Consider the following 15,599-nt stretch of genomic DNA (forward strand, 5'->3'; position numbering starts at 1 on the left):
TTGGCGGCAATGGTGCCGACCTGCGCGATCTCGCCTGAGGACTTGACCTTCTTGGCGCGCGCCTGGATTTCCTGGACGACGGCGCCGACAGCAAGATCGATGCCGCGCTTGAGATCCATCGGGTTCATGCCCGCGGCAACGAATTTGGCACCCTCGCGCAGGATGGAAGCGGCCAGCACCGTGGCGGTGGTGGTGCCGTCGCCGGCGAGGTCGTTGGTTTTCGAGGCCACTTCGCGCACCATCTGTGCGCCCATGTTTTCGAACTTGTCGGTGAGCTCGATTTCCTTGGCCACCGTCACGCCGTCCTTGGTGATGCGCGGCGCGCCATAGGCCTTGTCGATGATGACGTTGCGGCCCTTGGGGCCGAGCGTCACCTTGACGGCGTTGTTGAGGAGTTCGACGCCGCGCAGCATGCGGTCGCGGGCATCGGTGGCGAATTTGATTTCCTTGGCAGACATTTTTTATCCCGTCGAATTTGGAGTGGAACGGTCGCCGCGCGGAACGCGCTGCGCTTGTTCTTCAAATACTGGAGCGACCTTTGCGCGCCTTGAGGGACACGCGCCGCTCCAGTCAGGCGGCCTTCTTGGCTTCGACAGCTTTGTCGATGACGCCCATGATGTCGGCCTCCTTCATGATCAGAAGGTCCTCGCCGTAGATCTTGACCTCCGTGCCCGACCATTTGCCGAACAGGATCAGGTCGCCGGCCTTGACGTCGAGCGGAACAAGCGCGCCATTCTCGTCGCGTCCGCCCGGGCCGACGGCGATCACTTCGCCTTCCTGTGGTTTCTCCTTGGCATTGTCGGGAATGATGATGCCGCCCTTGGATTTGGTGTCGCCTTCGGCGCGGCGAATGACGACGCGATCGTGGAGTGGCCGGAATTTCATGGGGAACTTCTTTCTGGGGCCAGCATAGGCGGCCGCTACCCCTGATATAGGCGCGTTGGCACTCGATAGATAGGAGTGCCAGAATTATTTCTGGCCAATGGCCAAGAATTCGAATGATATAATTCGAGACGCGCAGAAATTCGTTCGGATGTGAGGAAAACTTTCTGCCGGCTTGAATTTCGCGGATGCGGGTTATTATTTCAAAGATCAAATAAAGGAGGCCGCGACCTTGTTTGGAACTCAATTGAGGCGCATAGGTAAAACTCGTTGATTTGGGTCGAGTTGGCTTTGTGTCAGAGCCCCGCCATTCACCACCGAATTCTCGAAAATGAGTGCATGCGCCGGTCCGGCGCACATCTCGTTCCGTTCGGACCCTGGAATGAAACCGACGCTGACCACGGATGTACTGGCAGCGTCGGGCATCGTCCCGGCGGTTCGAGTGGGAATGATACGGAAAGGCGCAGCCGCCCGTTTCCGCGGAAAGCCGCAATTCATGACCAGCCGCACCACAAATACAGTCGTTCGCTTCAAGTCGGCGTTTTCGCTGCCCGGCTTTGATACACCGCAACCGCCCGGAGAGTATCGGGTCGACCATGACGAGGAGGCCCTCGAAGGGACTTCCCAGATCGCATGGCGCCGCGTGGCCACCTTCATTCACCTGCCGGCGATCACCGCGAGCGGTGCTACGCAGCAGATGGTGCCGATCGAACCGGCATTGCTTCAAGCCTCGCTGGAGCTGGACGAGAGACAATCATGAGAACCACAACCCTCATGCAACGCAACGCACGCCCGGTCCGCCGCGAAGCCGCAACGCATCTCTTCGCCGTCGGACAGGCTATCCGGCTGAAGAGCGGCATCGGCACGTTTCCAAAGGCCGCGGAAATCTACCGCGTCACAGCAACGCTCCCGCCGAGCGGAAATTCGCTGCAGTACCGCATCCGCAGCGACGTCGAACTTCATGAACGGGTGGCGACGCAGGACAGTCTCGAACCGGTCGACACGTCGCCGGGTGACAGCATAACGCTAAGCGAAAGGATCTTCGAACATGTCAAAGGGACAGAAACGATCTAGCCGGGAGATCAGGAAGCCGAAGCAGGAAAAGGTCCCGCCCAAGGCTGAAAGCGTATTCGGCGCCCAGACCAGACTTGCCGCCAACATCAGTGCCCTGCGCGGCAAGGGCAAGAACTGACGTCGCGACACGGGCACGGATGACGATGAAGATCGTGATCGAATTCTATCGCACCCGAAACTCGGACGACGCGCATGCCGTAGTCGGGCGCGAGACGGCGCAAGCGGCCAACCTCAACCATGCGATCGAGATCGCCAGGCTTTTGGCCAAAACCTTGAACATGCCGCAGCGGCCGGACGCCATGACGATCGCCGACGCGAAGGGCGCAACGCTCTATTCCGGCGTTCTGGCCACGGAAGCGATCAATGAGGAAAGGCCAACGCCATGAGTGCCCGTAGCAACGAAACCGATCGGCAGTGCAACGCCGCCGGGCTTGCGGTCTGGGAAAATGAGGGTGGGACATCGGGACGCGACTTCGCGGACCGTCAATATGGCCGCCGCGTCGAGGCGGATCGGTCCTGGACCGTCTATCATGTCTTCAGCGGAATTCCGGCGCTGATCGACGGTGGTGCCATGACCGGCCTCAGCCGGTCGGATGCGACGCGCAGCATGTTGTCCCTCAATCAGCGCAATGCCGAGTGCCGGAGGGCGCGGGTTGCGGCGCCGCCAATTGTCCCACACGAGGCAGTGGTGGGCCAATCATGATGCTCTCCTTTCCCAACCCCAGCCGGAGATTCGATGAAGTGCGCGATTTTCGGTAGGTAGGCACCCGATCACGAACGTTCTGGTAAGACCGGAATGTCGCCTCCTGGAGCAAGCGGGCACGCGGTGCCACAGTCAAGTAACAGCTAGCAGCGTCGTTGCGGCCAAGATGGAGGTCGCCAGCGGAATGGCGCCTTTCTGGCTTCCAGACCCGGACCGTCTGTTTCCGGCCCAATCCCAACCGAGTCAGTACCCGGGCGTTCCTCCGGTGGCCAATCATGGCCGAAGGAGAAACGAAATGGGACATTCACACTATGACCCCCAGCGGCTGGCATTGACGCAGACCGGGCGCACGTCGACGCCATGATCCCGAGCATCACGCACGATTTGGGCCGGCAGATAAAAACCAATCGGTTGCGAATTCAGCAACGCGGCACAGAAGACATCGGGATGCCAGCACTTCATCCAGGATGAGGCGTAGGCGATCAGCGCGAAGGAGGCGGCGTGGCTTTCGGGAAAGCCGTAGCTGCCAAAGCCTTCGAGCTGCGAAAAGGTCTTTTCGGCAAACTCTGGCGTGTAGCCGTTGGCGATCATGCCGTTGATGAGCTTGTCACGGAACTTCGAGACGCCGCCGGTGTGCTTGAAGGTGGCCATCGCGCGCCGCAGCTGGTCGGCCTCGCCGGCGGAAAAGCCGGCGCAGACCATGGACACCTGCATCGCCTGCTCCTGAAACAGCGGCACGCCTAGCGTCTTGCCCAGCACGCGCTCGAGCTCCGGCGTCGGAAACGTCACCTCTTCTGTCCCGTCGCGCCGGCGAAGATAGGGATGGACCATGTCACCCTGGATCGGACCAGGTCGAACGATCGCAACCTCAATGACCAGGTCGTAGAAAGTGCGGGGCTTCATGCGCGGCAGCATCGACATCTGCGCGCGCGACTCGATCTGGAAGACGCCGAGCGTATCGGCTTTGCGGATCATCACGTAAGTGCGCGGGTCCTCGGCCGGGATCATCGCCAGGTCGAGGGCGATGCCCTTGTGCTCGGACAGGAGATCGAATGACTTCTTCATGCAGGTCAGCATGCCCAGGGCCAGGACATCCACCTTCATGAATTTGAGGGCGTCGATATCATCCTTGTCCCGTTCGACGACCTGGCGATCCTTCATCGCCGCCGGCTCGATCGGCACGAGATCGTCGAGCCGATCGTGCGTCAGCACAAAACCGCCCGGATGTTGCGAGAGATGACGCGGCGTGCCGGCAAGTTGCGCGGCGAGTTTAAGGGTCAGCCGCAGCCGGCGATCGCCGAGATTGAGATTGAGCTCGCCGGCGCGCTCATCGACCGCTTCGCCATGGCCCCAGACCTGCGAGGACAGAAGTTTGGTCATGTCCTCAGGCAGGCCGAGCGCCTTGCCGACATCACGAACGGCGCCCTTGATGCGATAACGGATGACGGTGGAGCAAAGCGCTGCGTGGTCGCGGCCGTAGGTCTCATAGACCCACTGCATGACGATCTCGCGCCGTTCGTGCTCGAAGTCGACATCGATGTCGGGCGGCTCGCGCCGTTCCTGCGAAACGAACCTCTCGAACAGGAGGGCCAGCCCTCGCCGGTATCAGGCGCCATTGGGGCAATGCGTTGAACCGAGCGTTCGGGAACGTCGCTCTGCACCGGGGCGAAGCGATAGAGACGGTCTTCGCCGACACGGTTGGCGAGGATGTCGATGACATCCGAGACGTCGGGCTCCGGCGGCCCGGTAAGTGAAGAAATTGTCTGCTTCGCCCGCAGCGGCTCGGCAACGGTCGCGGCAAGCCGCATCAGCTCGATGCCGAACCCTGGATCGACAGTTTCTATTTTATCTGTGAGAAGCCGGGTCAAGCGCTTCGTGTCACGCACCGGCGATGCAGTGTCGACACGGATCGCCTCGATGCGGTTATCGACGCGGAAGAACAGAAGATCGAGCCGGCGCGCCCCAAGCCCTCGCCTCTCGAGTTCAGCACAGAGTTCGGCCGCCAACTTGCCGGTATAGCGGGCGATCGTCTCTGCCGCGCCGATCGGTTCGGCAAAATTGCGGCGGACCTCGACAATTTCCTGCGGCCGGATCGGCTCGATCGGTTCGCTCACTCGTCCAAAGGCCTGGTCGAGGCGGCGACCGGGTTCCGGTCCGAAACGCAAGGCGAGCGACGCGCGTGGCGTAGCGGCGAGGTCCGCAATTGTCTCGAAGCCGAGCCGACGCAGACCATCGATCGTCACGGCGGGTAAGCGAAGCGCCGCGATCGGCAAAGGCTGGATCGCCTGTGCGATCTCACCAGATGGAACCGCAAGGATCTGCCGCGTGCCAAAGCGCGCCAGCGCGTGGGCTGCACCCCAGGTATCAGCGACCGCGGCACGCGCGGCTAGACCGGAGCCGCCAAGTCGCTCCACCATACCGGTGAGCATTGCCGACTCGCCGCCGTGCAGATGGTCGGCGCCGGTCGTATCGATCACAATGCCGTCCGGCGCATCGGCAGCGACGATCGGCGCGTAGCGGCGCAGAGCCCGCAGCGCCAACCGCTCGAGCGCCATGGCGTCGGCATCGGGCTCGGCATCATGGACGATCAGGCCCGGGACCAGCGCCTGCGCCTTGCTCGCCGGAATGCCGATGCGCAGGCCGGCTGCGTGTGCTGCAGCATCAGCGGCAAGCACGACACGGCGGCGCCCGTTTCGGCCGATGAGGACGAGCGGCGTCTCAGGCGGAGGCGGCGTCGCCCGAGCCAGTCCCCCTCCCGGCAGAACCCTGTCGATTGCGGTCACTCCAAACGGCAAAACGGTGCGAGCGCGCGCGTTTCCGCCTTCGAGACGCGCAATGCGCTCTCGAAGCTCGGAAATGGCAGCAGGGGGCGCCGATACACTCATCTGACCCTTGAAACGCGGAAAGCCTGAGATATGTTCTACATTTGTTCTCGTCGTGGCTAAGAGTCAACCGGGATGATGTCGTGCCCCTACGGAAGGAGGCATTCGATGCTCGGGCCACATCTTCAATGCAAAATGCGAGTTCCATTTTTGGAAAGGGCCATGCAGATCCACATGCAGCGCATCGTCGGGTCGTTCGTCGGCTCCGCCTACGGCGCCGGGCAATTCTACAGCCGCGCGGTCACCGAGGCTCGTGATCTGACCACGAAACTCTCCAACGACACCAGAGACGAGGACCTGGACGGCCCGGTAGGCTTCGATAATCGCGCCCAACGCAGGCGCGAGTTCGCAGCCGACATGGGCGGCCTGCAGGCCCACGTGCTTCGCATGGCAGCCGAAGGTGCCGTCTCGGCTTACGAGGACATCACAGGCGAAACCTGGAAGCCCTACGCTCGCCCGGTCGAGCAGCCTGCAAACTCGGTCGACCAAAGGCCGCAACGGGTCCAAATGGCAGCCTTCGAATAGGACGATCGCGGGGCTTTGCCCCGCCTTCCTTCAGCGTCCGCAACGCCATTGCGACCTGGGTCTGAAAAAGAAAAAAGGGCCGACGGCAAACCGCGGCCCATAACGTGTGAAGGTCATGGACCTCCAGAGGGGAACAGCTGCTGCGGCGGAACTGGGAGGAAGCCGCCATGTGCATCAACTGAAGTCTGTATGCACGAATCACGCTGCACTTAATTTTTGTGCAGGGCAGCTATGCGTTCGCGGCTCGTTTGACCGCAATCGTCGCGCTGGCGGTTTTCGCTTTGATAGGCCGTTCAAGCCAACCCTACCCGGTGATCAACGGCAACTTATGTAGCCACCGATCCGAGGCGACTTGATCCAGCACGAAGGCCGCAACGTTTTCGCGCGAAATGGAGCCTCCGCGGAACTGGTTCAAGTTCGTGAGCGTCTGGATCGTGGTGCGTGCAGGCTTGTTGTTGAGAACTGAAGGACGGACAATAGTCCAATCCAGATCGCTGCCCTTGATGATTGCCTCCTGACGATTCTTGTCGGCGTAAATCTTGCGCAGGAGCAGAGGGAAGATCAGCTTGTCGAAGAGGAAACCGCCGTGCCCTGCGCTGTCGCCCGCGCCCATACCGGTGATGGCGACGAGACGCGAGACGTGTTCCGCTTTCATGGCGCTGACAAGCGCTCGGGTCGCGGTCGAAAGAAGGGTGACTTCGCGAAATGGGCTTGCGGGTGTGCCGAGCGCGCTAATCACGGCATCGCGACCCTTGACGGCCTGGCGCAACACCTTCTCGTCACGGGCGTCTCCAACGACGATCTTCACTCCCTTCATGTTTGCGGCCTTTTCCGGCGAGCGCACCAGGAGGGTGACATCGTAGCCACGGCTTACGGCCTGGCTGACGATATGGCGGCCGGTCGGCCCGGTGGCACCGAGCACCAGGATATTCGGTACGGCGGCGAAACGTGTTTCAGGGACGGGTGTGGTCATGATTTTGGTCCTCTTGAAAGCCTGGCGCGCCCTCAGGAGGCCGCCCTGTTGGTTTGGATGCTGGTGATAATCAGAGGCGGCCCTCTGCGAGCAGTTCGCGGGTCCGCTTCAGCGTCGACAGCAGGGCCGACTTGTAGCCCTTGTCGCTGTCGAACTGCGTCTGCTCGGCCTGTTCCTCTGGGCCATCAGCCTCCTTGCCGCGCAGGCCGAGGTAGCAGTAGAACTTCAGCTGCAGTGCGCCGGCTTGTCCTCGAAAAGCTCATTGATAATGGCGCCTTCGCGTGGGCCGATCGCCTGGAAGAAGGTGACCTTGCTCTGCGGCTCGAGGGTGATGATCTCCCTGATGTCAGAGCCGGCGATGGTGGCTTCGCGCACGAAATGGGTATCACTTTCCTCCACGACATCGCAGCGGGTGCAGAGACCCGGCGGGAGGAACAGGCGCGCGTCGCGCGCCTTCAGTTCCAAACCCTTCCATACTTGCTCCCGGGTGAGCTTTGCTTCGCCTTCCGGATTCACCGGGACGGTTGCGGTCGAATAGATCATGTTGATGGTCCTTTGTTTGAAATTGTGGCTGATTGCCTCAGGCAGAGGCAGCGGTTTCCGAAGCAAAGTCGCGGTAGGAGCGGAGCGGACGTCCAAGAAGCGTCGTCAGGCGCTCGACATCACTGCCCTCGGGCAGCATGCCATCGGTCAAAAATCGCTCGCCCATCATGCGCATGTCGTAGGCCATCCATGGCGGCATGAACTGCTTGAGGTTCTGCTCGAAGGCAGCCGTATCGCCGCCACCATAGTTGATATGGCGAGCGAGCACGTCCGACCAGATCGCGGCGATATCCGCTCCGGTAAGGGTATCGGGACCGACCAGGTTGATGCGAGTGATCGGGAGCGGCTGTGCGGCCTGTTCGCGGCGCAGCAGCTCAAGGGCAGCAACCTCGGCGATATCGCGAACGTCGATCATGGCAAGCCCCTTGTCGCCGACGGGCATCGGGTAAACGCCGTAGCCAGCGATGACGTCCTTGATCGTCAGATCGTTCTGGATGAAGTAGGCCGGACGCAGGATGGTAGCGTGAAAGCCCATCTGCTCGATCATCCGCTCGACGCCGAACTTACCGGCGAAGTGCGGCACGTTCACGTAGACGTCCGGGTGAATGACTGACAGGTAGACGATCCGTTCGACGCCAGCCGAGCGGGCGACGTTGAGGGCGATCAAAGCCTGGGTGAACTCGTCTGGTGCGACAGCGTTCAGCAGGAAGAGCGTCGAGACACCGTCGAAGGCGGTACGTAGGGAGTCGACGTCCAGGAAGTCACCTTTGACGACGGCAACACCTGCCGGGAAATTGGCCTTGGAGGGGTCGCGGACGAGAGCGCGGACATCAGCGCCGCGGTCGACGAGGTGATGGATGACTTGGCCGCCGATATTGCCAGTGGCGCCGGTAACGAGAATGGTCATTGGATTTTCTCCGGGTTGGTGTTGCTTGACACCCGGAATATGACTGGTTCATTCTTAAACCAATAGGCTGCTAATTTGGACAGTTCGTCTCACAGGTGGAACGATTATGGATCTCGTCGCCCTTGCCGATTTCAACCTTGTCGCGCGTCACGGTGGCTTCGGCAAAGCGTCGCGGGCGTCCGGCCGTCCCAAAGCGACCTTGTCCCGACGGGTTACGGAACTGGAGGCTGCCCTTCAACTTCGGCTCTTTGAACGTGGCGCGCGCAACCTCAAACTCACTGAGGAAGGACGCGCCCTTCATGAGCGGACAGCCTCTCTGCTGACGGAGCTCGACGAAACGGCGGCCACCATCGCGGCGGGCGGGGACAAGCCGCGCGGCAGGTTACGGATCAGCGCGCCGCTGCTGTTTTCGCAGACAGCCATGGGCAGGATCGCGGCGAGCTTTGCATTGAAATATCCCGACGTGCGGTTGGAAGTCACGACAGAGGACCGAGCCGTGGACATGATCGAGGAAGGTTATGATCTGGTCATCCGGGTCAATCCAGACCCAGACGAAAGTCTTGTCGGCCGAGCCTTTCTGCATGATCGCCTGGTCGTCGTGGCAAGCCCCGATCTGCTCCGGCCGGCCGCAGATCTCTCGGTGCCAGGTGTCGTGCGTGGGGCCAGCGATCGGCAGACCTGGAACGTCGTAACTTCAGAAGGATCCGCGACGATCGGGATCGAGCCCATTCTCGCACTGTCGTCCCTCATCATGGTTCGGGATGCCGTGCGAACCGGCGTAGGCGCTGCTCGTATGCCGATTTCGCTGGTGAGTCACGACCTGGCCGACGGCACTTTGCTGCACTGGGGTGATATCGAAGGTTCCGAGATCGCGCTGTGGGCGCTTTACCCGTCGCGGCGTCTGTTGAGCGCGCGCGTTTCTGCCTTCCTGGATTTTCTGAAGCAGGCTTTTCCCAACGGAACGCCCGATGAACTGGCGACCTACATGGGCAAGTGAGGGGCCAAAGCAGCCTCCACATTTTGCAATCGGGCCGGCGTTACCCAGCGGTGTTTACCCGCGAATAGGCGCCGGGCGGCATTCCCACATGCCGACTGAACGCGACGCTGAAGGCGCTTGCCGAGCCATACCGACGCGTTGCGCAATCTCCGCCGTGGCAACATCCTTGCGAAGGAATTCCTTCGCCAGCGCCATGCGCCGCCGATCGCGTATTCCATCGGGGCCACGCCAACCTCCCTCCGCAAACGATCGAAGAAGGTCGAACGGGACATGGCAGCATCCCGCGCGAGTGTTTCCACCGTCATGCTGCGACCTGGATCCGCGTGAATCCGGCGCAAGGTCGGTGCCAGCAGCGGATCGCCCATACCGCGCAGGAGACCGGGTGGGGCCGCGGCGCTTGCCGTTGAACGCAAAGCTTCGATCAACAGCACCTCCAACAACCGGTGAAGCACCATCTCACGGGCGGTCCGGTCGGCTCTCGTTTCGTCGTTTATCATCCCGACCAGCATCATCAGCCGCTCTTCGCCCTGGACGTGGGTAACCTCTGGTAGCAACGAGACGAGAAGAGTCTTGTCATCCGAGCCAAAGGCACAATGGCCAACCATCGCCTTGATTTCGGCGGTCGCTTCTGGGTCACCGAGCCGGAAGACACCCGGGCTGGTCTCAAGACGTTGGGCAAGGGCTCCGCGAGGCGGCGGTTCCAGGCTGCTCATCGTGAACGAGAAGATTTCCGGAACCAGCACGAAGTCGCCGGCCATCAGCAACATCGGAGCAGCTGCCCCATGTCGAACTCGTCGCGGACGATTCCGGACATCTCCTCCCGGCGGAACGCGAAGCCGTAGTCGAACAGGAAGTCGTCGCCGTAGCCCGACACGTAGGGCATCGTCCACCCGCGCTGTGCCTTAGTCGCCACCAGCTTCTCCAGCGGCGCCCGCGACATCGCGATGAGCGTCACGTCGCGGTCGTTCACGTGCGTGACCATGCCGCCCAGCCCATCGCCGACCGAGGTGCAGCCCGGGTACGCCATCTTCCAGTCCTCCCCGAACATCAGGTGATAGATGAGGAGCTGCGCGCGGCCATCGAACAGCTCCGGCAAGGACTTCGGCCCGTCGTCGGTGGCGAAAGCGTAGTGCTTCTCGACCGGAACCCAGGGCAACTCACGCCGCTGCTTGGTGACGCGCCGTTCGTGCGCCGCCAGCTCCCGCTCGGCCGCCAGCAGCTCCTTGCGGGCGGCCTGCCACTCCTGCTCAGTCGCGACCTCCATCCGACCTCCCTATGTTCGACCTCGTCCTTGTTGAAACCGCGCGGCAGCGGAAAACTCATCGGCACCTCGAAGTCGACGACCTCCGCGACCCGTCCGTCCTCGAGGGCCTCGAGGCGCAGGACGGACAGGGCGAGCGGACGGTAGCCCGGCTCACCCGACGAGCACAAGAGCAGCATCGTCTGGTTGGTCCCGAAGCGGTCGTTCCATCGAGCCGATTGCTACCCGCGGGACGCGCCATTTCCTGACTTTGCCGTTTACGCCGCAAGGTCGCGGCTCGAAATCAAACCGGACGGTCATCCGATCCTGTCCTGGGCTCCAGCGGCAGGTTTTGCATCGGGATCGTCATGCAGACGTATTGCCACGATCATTGCGCTCGTGAACCCGCCCCGCGTCTTCCGGCGATCTGATCGCCTGTCGCGAGCGGCTCAGGTGCTTTTGAGCGTGCCGCTCATCCCTTCCGGATAGAAGCCGCCCTTGCTCACTCCGTCCTTGTCGTTGAGATAGACGATCCGGAGCACCTCCTGCGGTTTTCTGGTGAAGGCGATTGCGTCCGGCGTTGAAAGAATGATGTTGGCTTTTCCGTCCACCTGGATCCCCTCGTCCTTATCGTCCGATCCGTCGATATTGTCTCGGGCCTCGGAGACAGCGTTGGCGGCCTTCCAGGCTTCCTCTCCCTTCCGGTATAGCGTCGATCGCGCCATTCCCATGTGATAGGCTTCGACCGCAAGAATGCCTGCAGCGGCGGCGAGAAAATCCTTGTTCTTTAGAACTGTCGCCGCACCCGCATAGGCGGTGACGCCGACATCCTCGAACAACATCCCGCCGAGAACGAAGTTCGTCCCATTGCCGAAGGGGTCGAAGTCCGCACCGAGACCAGCCGCTTCCGCGACGGCTTTGAACCCTGCGTCGAAATCGATGGCCGGCCTGTCGACGACGTTCTTTCCAAGCGTCTTGCGGTAAAATCGGACGTGCGCGAGTTCCTTTTCCGCAACTTCCTGCATGAATTCGCCGATGGCCGGCGTCTCGAACGAGACTTGCTTTCCGCCAACGACGTCGCCGGATTTCGAGCCGGCATCGGCTGCGTCGATGCCTTTTCCGGTGGTGCCGCGGAGATAGTATTCAGCCTCCATATTCGAGGTTGAGCGCAAAGCGGAAAATGTCTTCGTCCTGCACGTCCTCCTGGGCATAGGCGCGAGAAACCGGCGTCAGGCCCGTGGTGGTGGCGAGGGTTGCTCCCAAGCCGAACTGCAACGCGCGACGGCGCGAAATATGAATTGAAGGCGTGACACGGATCCTGACTTCCTCCCAAAAGCCCGCCGGTATCACCTGTTGGCACCTGATCGCGGGCCAGCCTTTCTAACCCCGTAAAACTCGATAAATGTTCCTTCGGTTGTCGCGCATTTTCGCCAAATGTTGTGCTTCGAATCCGAGCCATGACCTTGAGCTGATTATGGGCGACTGATGTCTCTCGTCTTGTCGAGAAGCTAGAGATCACAACTGCATCGATGTAGCCTTTTATGACCAGTGATATCTACGTCATAGGCGTCATTTGCGCTGGCCGGTGCTTCGGCGCCAATACACAAGCGAACGCCGATTGGCTTATTCGATCGAAGCCAAGGGCGACACGGCCGGTCCGTTCAAGGCGGTGCCATCAATGGCAAAGTGCGAGCCGTGGCAGGGGCAATCCCAGCAGCGTTCCAGCGAGTTCCAATGAACATGGCAACCGATATGAGTACATGCGGCCGAGCGCTTGTGGAGCGTGCCGTCCTCATCGCGAAAAGCCGCGACTTTGGTAAGCCCTTCGCGCACGATAGCGCCCTCTCCCGGCCGCAGCTTGTCGGCGGAATCGATTTCGCCAGGCGCGATATACTCGGCAAAACTCTTGATCGCTGTCGCATTCTCCGCCAGGTAATCGCCGATCGCGCGTGCCGTCTTGCGGGAGGGTTCGTAAAGTTCCCGCCAGGGGCTTTCCCCCTTGAGAATCAGGTCGGAAATCAACAGGCCTGCCACGACCCCATGGGTGATGCCCTGGCCGGAATCGCCGGTAGCAACGAAGACACGCCGGTCACCGGGATTGCGACCGATGAACCCGGCATAGTCGACGGTCTCCATCACCTGCCCGGACCAACGGTTGGTTTCCATGCCGACATCGGGCACCAGCCTTTTGGTCCAGGCCGCCAGGGCCGCGAAGCGTTTGCCGGCATCATCGGCCCGTCCTGTTTTGTGGTCTTCACCTCCGACGATCAGGAAGTCGGTCCGACCTTTGCCAGGCTGAAGCCGAACGTAGTGATAAGGGTCTTCAGTATCCCAATACAGCGCATCCGGTAGGATATCGCGCGCGATCTCGAATGACATTGCGTAGGTCCGATAGGGCGCTTGTTTGGTATGAAGGGCGACCCGATCGTTGATCGGCGAGTTGGTGGCGACAACGGCCGATTTGGCAGACACGGCAAAGCCTGAGACCGTGGTTACGCGCACGCCGCCGTCAGTCTCCTCGAGTTTGTCGACGATGGTATCCGCATAAAGCGCGCCGCCGCGCGCGCGGATGCCGGCAGCCAGCCCGCGGAGATATTTGAGCGGGTGGAATGTCGCCTGATTGGAATAACGAAGGACGGGCGCGTCCGAAAACCCAGCAAGCGGCACGCCCACGATTTTCTCGACGTCGACTCCGATCTTCAGAGCGGCGTCCAGTTCGCGCTCGATGACGGATTCCTTTCTGCCTGACGCCGGAAACAGAAAGCCGTCGAGGCGGCGGAAATCACACGCAATACCCTCCGCCTCTTGGATTGCTTGGATACGGGCGATAACGGCCGACTGGCTTCGGTAGTAAATCCGCGCCAGTTCCTCGCCGCGCAATTTGATCAGTTCCGAAAAATAATCGTCGCAGATCGATGACAGATGCGCGGTGGTGCGTGCCGTCATGCCGCTTCCGATCCGGCCGCGATCAAGCACTGCCACCTTTTGCCCGGCGACGGCCAGTTCGTAGGCGACCGACAGTCCGGCAATGCCAGATCCGACGACCACGACATCGACCTGTTCACTCCGCTCGAGCGGAACCGCCTCAGGCGCGACTTCGGTTGCCGCCCAAAGCGATACAGTCCTTTCATCGCTGACATTCATGGCGGAACTCTCCAGGGCATCGATCAGGAAATGGACGCGAGGGGCTAAAAGTTCCCGCTGCGTTTGTACGCCGATCTAATGCGCTAAGCTCCACGGACTGCGCAGGTGGGAAGCACCCCCTTCGCGCGGGTTTCCAGGCCAGCTGTTTCAATCGCCAGTTCGAAGCGTTAGCCGCATTCGCGGACAATTGCCGTGGTCCGCCAACAGCGAGAACGCTGGCCACATCTGACAAGGCGCAACCAGTACGTGACCGTGTAGTGTCTGGACGATCTTGAAGGCATCCCCATGCAGTGTTCTATGAGTAGACACCTCGAAGTTCCAGGATACGATGCTATGCGACTTAAATGGCCGCGCCCGATTGTCGCCGTTTGGGGCGCGCCTGACCGTCCCGGCCTTCAGGACCACGTTGCCTCGGCCGATACCCACTGATGGAATGCGGCGATACGAGGGTCGGTCCAGCAATCTCTTCTGCAACACAAGTAATAGGCCTCCGTGTCGTCAGAGATCTGCATATCCTTGAACGGCAGGACCAGTTCTCCCTTGGTGATCTCTTCGTGGAGCACAGAGAAGGTCTCCGATCGCGACGCCCTGGCCCATGGCCGCGGCACGATAGGCCATATCGGCACTGGGAAAGACCTCACCCGAGTTCACGTCAAGAAGGTTCGGCACAAATCGCCCAGCCCAAACTTTCCAATCGTGCCGATCAGACGTTTCATGCAGCAGGTTATGGTGAACCAGGTCGGCAGGAGAGGTTAGTGGCACCCCTCTCTCCAGCAGCTTTGGAGAGCAAACTGGGGTGCCGAACGATTGCAACACTAGCACCGCGTCGATATCTTTCGGCCCATTTGGATTACCGCAGTCAAAGGCGAGATCGAACTCACCTCCGAAGAAAATTTCCCAATCATAAGGAGCGGTCGTTAGCAATGGCCTGCAATCGGTGTCCGGGTAACATCACGTCGAACTCGACATCAAAGACCAGTTGGAGGTCGCATATCAGCCGATCGAGCGTGTGTATTTTCCAGAGATGGGCATTGCATCGGTGGTCGCCACCATGACCGGTGGGCGGCAAAGCGAAGTCGGCATCGTCGGCCACGATGGCATGACAGGGGTTGCCGTTATCCTCGGCCAAGACAGATCTCCCAATGAAACCTATATCCAGGTCGCCGGCAATGGCTGGATTCTGCCCGTTGAAGACCTTCGCGCTGCGATTGCAGCAAGCCAGTCCCTTCGCGAGTCGCTGCTTCGCTATGCCCACGCGTTCCTCGTGCACTCGTCCCGGACCGCGCTGGTCAACGGCCATTCCAAAATCGAGGAGCGGTTGGCCCGCTGGCTGCTGATGGTCCAAGACCGCGCCGAAGGAAACAAGATCTACCTGACGCATAAATTTCTGGCGACCATGCTTGGTGCCCGGCGCCCCGGCGTTACCACCGCTCTCCAAATGCTTGAACATCGGGGGCTGGTTCACGCCAAACGCGGCGAGATCGCAATCGTCGATCGCGTTGGAATGATAAAACTCACACACGGTGCTTACGGCGAGGAGGAGCAAAGTCACTTCGGCCTAGCCTCCGCCTAACTGTTCGGAATCGGACAAACCCTTGCAGGCTGCCGAATTGGTGCTGAAGCGCCGCGTCGCCGAGGCCGGGCTCGACCCGCAAGCCTTCTCCGCCCACGGCCTGCGCTCCGGCTATCTTACCGAAACCGCCCTTCGCCAAAAAGACGTACAACCGCT

At 61.1% G+C, this 15,599-nt stretch carries 15 protein-coding genes and 7 pseudogenes; 10 read left to right on the plus strand and 12 right to left on the minus strand.

Translation table 11 applies throughout. The features are described 5' to 3' along the window. On the minus strand, nucleotides 1-458 hold a 458-nt coding region (locus NKH16_RS24255; protein WP_352902188.1), incomplete at its 3' end, for a TCP-1/cpn60 chaperonin family protein. A gap of 112 nt (nucleotides 459-570) precedes the next feature. Next, nucleotides 571-885, minus strand: coding sequence for a co-chaperone GroES (locus NKH16_RS24260; RefSeq protein WP_352542955.1), 315 nt, complete (start codon nucleotides 883-885; stop codon nucleotides 571-573). A gap of 493 nt (nucleotides 886-1,378) precedes the next feature. Between NKH16_RS24260 and NKH16_RS24265 the strand changes: the two genes are divergently transcribed. Genes NKH16_RS24265 through NKH16_RS24285 form a run of 5 tightly spaced genes read left to right on the plus strand, consistent with a single transcriptional unit; the run spans nucleotide 1,379 to nucleotide 2,659 of the window. Further along, the gene (locus NKH16_RS24265) at nucleotides 1,379-1,642 is read left to right on the plus strand and encodes a hypothetical protein (RefSeq protein WP_352902285.1); all 264 of its coding nucleotides are present in this window, start codon (nucleotides 1,379-1,381) and stop codon (nucleotides 1,640-1,642) included. Continuing rightward, complete coding sequence (locus NKH16_RS24270) at nucleotides 1,639-1,956, plus strand: hypothetical protein (RefSeq protein WP_352902191.1); 318 nt, start codon at nucleotides 1,639-1,641, stop codon at nucleotides 1,954-1,956. The genes NKH16_RS24265 and NKH16_RS24270 overlap by 4 nt, the downstream gene beginning before the upstream one ends. Further along, nucleotides 1,931-2,074 carry a hypothetical protein gene (locus tag NKH16_RS24275; protein WP_352699084.1) on the plus strand — a complete coding sequence of 48 codons (144 nt, stop codon included), beginning with the start codon at nucleotides 1,931-1,933 and terminating at the stop codon, nucleotides 2,072-2,074. The genes NKH16_RS24270 and NKH16_RS24275 overlap by 26 nt, the downstream gene beginning before the upstream one ends. Before the next feature lie 25 nt (nucleotides 2,075-2,099). Further along, entirely contained in the window at nucleotides 2,100-2,342 is a 243-nt protein-coding gene (locus NKH16_RS24280) for a hypothetical protein (RefSeq protein ID WP_352902194.1), read from the plus strand. Continuing rightward, on the plus strand, nucleotides 2,339-2,659 hold the full coding sequence (locus tag NKH16_RS24285; protein WP_352596114.1) for a hypothetical protein: 321 nt from the start codon (nucleotides 2,339-2,341) through the stop codon (nucleotides 2,657-2,659). The genes NKH16_RS24280 and NKH16_RS24285 overlap by 4 nt, the downstream gene beginning before the upstream one ends. A gap of 318 nt (nucleotides 2,660-2,977) precedes the next feature. Here the strand turns inward: NKH16_RS24285 and NKH16_RS24290 are convergent. Both NKH16_RS24290 and NKH16_RS24295 read right to left on the minus strand, forming a co-directional pair. Next, nucleotides 2,978-4,246 (minus strand): annotated as a pseudogene (locus tag NKH16_RS24290) (error-prone DNA polymerase family protein); the annotation flags it as partial. Beyond that, nucleotides 4,246-5,433: pseudogene (locus tag NKH16_RS24295) on the minus strand (Y-family DNA polymerase); the annotation flags it as partial. The pseudogenes NKH16_RS24295 and NKH16_RS24290, both read right to left, overlap by 1 nt. 261 nt (nucleotides 5,434-5,694) lie before the next feature. On the opposite strand from NKH16_RS24295, the pseudogene NKH16_RS24300 reads away from it, so the two are divergent. Continuing rightward, nucleotides 5,695-6,066, plus strand: a pseudogene (locus NKH16_RS24300) (hypothetical protein); the annotation flags it as partial. A gap of 304 nt (nucleotides 6,067-6,370) precedes the next feature. Here NKH16_RS24300 and NKH16_RS24305 read toward each other — a convergent pair. The 3 genes and pseudogenes from NKH16_RS24305 to NKH16_RS24315 all read right to left on the minus strand — a co-directional run bounded on the left by NKH16_RS24305 (nucleotide 6,371) and on the right by NKH16_RS24315 (nucleotide 8,489). After that, a complete protein-coding gene (locus NKH16_RS24305) occupies nucleotides 6,371-7,039 on the minus strand; it encodes an NAD(P)-dependent oxidoreductase (protein ID WP_352902197.1) in 669 nt (222 codons plus the stop codon). Nucleotides 7,040-7,109: 70 nt separating this feature from the next. Continuing rightward, nucleotides 7,110-7,582 (minus strand): annotated as a pseudogene (locus NKH16_RS24310) (SRPBCC family protein). Between the two features lie 37 nt (nucleotides 7,583-7,619). Then, entirely contained in the window at nucleotides 7,620-8,489 is an 870-nt protein-coding gene (locus tag NKH16_RS24315; RefSeq protein WP_352902200.1) for an SDR family oxidoreductase, read from the minus strand. Nucleotides 8,490-8,595: 106 nt separating this feature from the next. Here NKH16_RS24315 and NKH16_RS24320 point away from each other — a divergent pair, with 106 nt between their 5' ends. Further along, on the plus strand, nucleotides 8,596-9,486 hold the full coding sequence (locus tag NKH16_RS24320; protein WP_352902203.1) for a LysR family transcriptional regulator: 891 nt from the start codon (nucleotides 8,596-8,598) through the stop codon (nucleotides 9,484-9,486). 40 nt (nucleotides 9,487-9,526) lie between these two features. Here the strand turns inward: NKH16_RS24320 and NKH16_RS24325 are convergent. After that, nucleotides 9,527-10,256: pseudogene (locus tag NKH16_RS24325) on the minus strand (cupin domain-containing protein); the annotation flags it as partial. Next, nucleotides 10,244-10,750 (minus strand): DUF899 family protein, encoded by a 507-nt coding sequence (locus NKH16_RS24330; RefSeq protein ID WP_352902206.1) that lies wholly within the window; start codon nucleotides 10,748-10,750, stop codon nucleotides 10,244-10,246. The pseudogene NKH16_RS24325 and the gene NKH16_RS24330, both read right to left, overlap by 13 nt. A gap of 11 nt (nucleotides 10,751-10,761) precedes the next feature. Between NKH16_RS24330 and NKH16_RS24335 the strand changes: the two genes are divergently transcribed. Then, nucleotides 10,762-10,995 (plus strand): hypothetical protein, encoded by a 234-nt coding sequence (locus NKH16_RS24335; protein WP_352450333.1) that lies wholly within the window; start codon nucleotides 10,762-10,764, stop codon nucleotides 10,993-10,995. A gap of 180 nt (nucleotides 10,996-11,175) precedes the next feature. Here the strand turns inward: NKH16_RS24335 and NKH16_RS24340 are convergent. From NKH16_RS24340 to NKH16_RS24350, 3 genes and pseudogenes are all read right to left on the minus strand, one after another. Continuing rightward, nucleotides 11,176-12,043, minus strand: a pseudogene (locus NKH16_RS24340) (ferritin-like domain-containing protein). A 306-nt stretch (nucleotides 12,044-12,349) separates the two neighbouring features. Then, the gene (locus NKH16_RS24345; RefSeq protein WP_352902209.1) at nucleotides 12,350-13,870 is read right to left on the minus strand and encodes an FAD-dependent oxidoreductase; all 1,521 of its coding nucleotides are present in this window, start codon (nucleotides 13,868-13,870) and stop codon (nucleotides 12,350-12,352) included. 498 nt (nucleotides 13,871-14,368) lie between these two features. Next, nucleotides 14,369-14,794, minus strand: a complete 426-nt coding sequence (locus NKH16_RS24350) for a LysR substrate-binding domain-containing protein (RefSeq protein WP_352749330.1) — start codon at nucleotides 14,792-14,794, stop codon at nucleotides 14,369-14,371. A gap of 55 nt (nucleotides 14,795-14,849) precedes the next feature. Here NKH16_RS24350 and NKH16_RS24355 point away from each other — a divergent pair, with 55 nt between their 5' ends. Together NKH16_RS24355 and NKH16_RS24360 are read left to right on the plus strand one after the other, a co-directional pair. Next, on the plus strand, nucleotides 14,850-15,443 hold the full coding sequence (locus NKH16_RS24355) for a Crp/Fnr family transcriptional regulator (protein WP_352450329.1): 594 nt from the start codon (nucleotides 14,850-14,852) through the stop codon (nucleotides 15,441-15,443). Between the two features lie 25 nt (nucleotides 15,444-15,468). Continuing rightward, nucleotides 15,469-15,579 (plus strand): annotated as a pseudogene (locus tag NKH16_RS24360) (integrase); the annotation flags it as partial. Nucleotides 15,580-15,599 lie beyond the last annotated feature (20 nt).

Origin of the sequence: Mesorhizobium sp. M1307 (genome assembly GCF_040318155.1) — a bacterium.
Classification (GTDB): domain Bacteria; phylum Pseudomonadota; class Alphaproteobacteria; order Rhizobiales; family Rhizobiaceae; genus Mesorhizobium.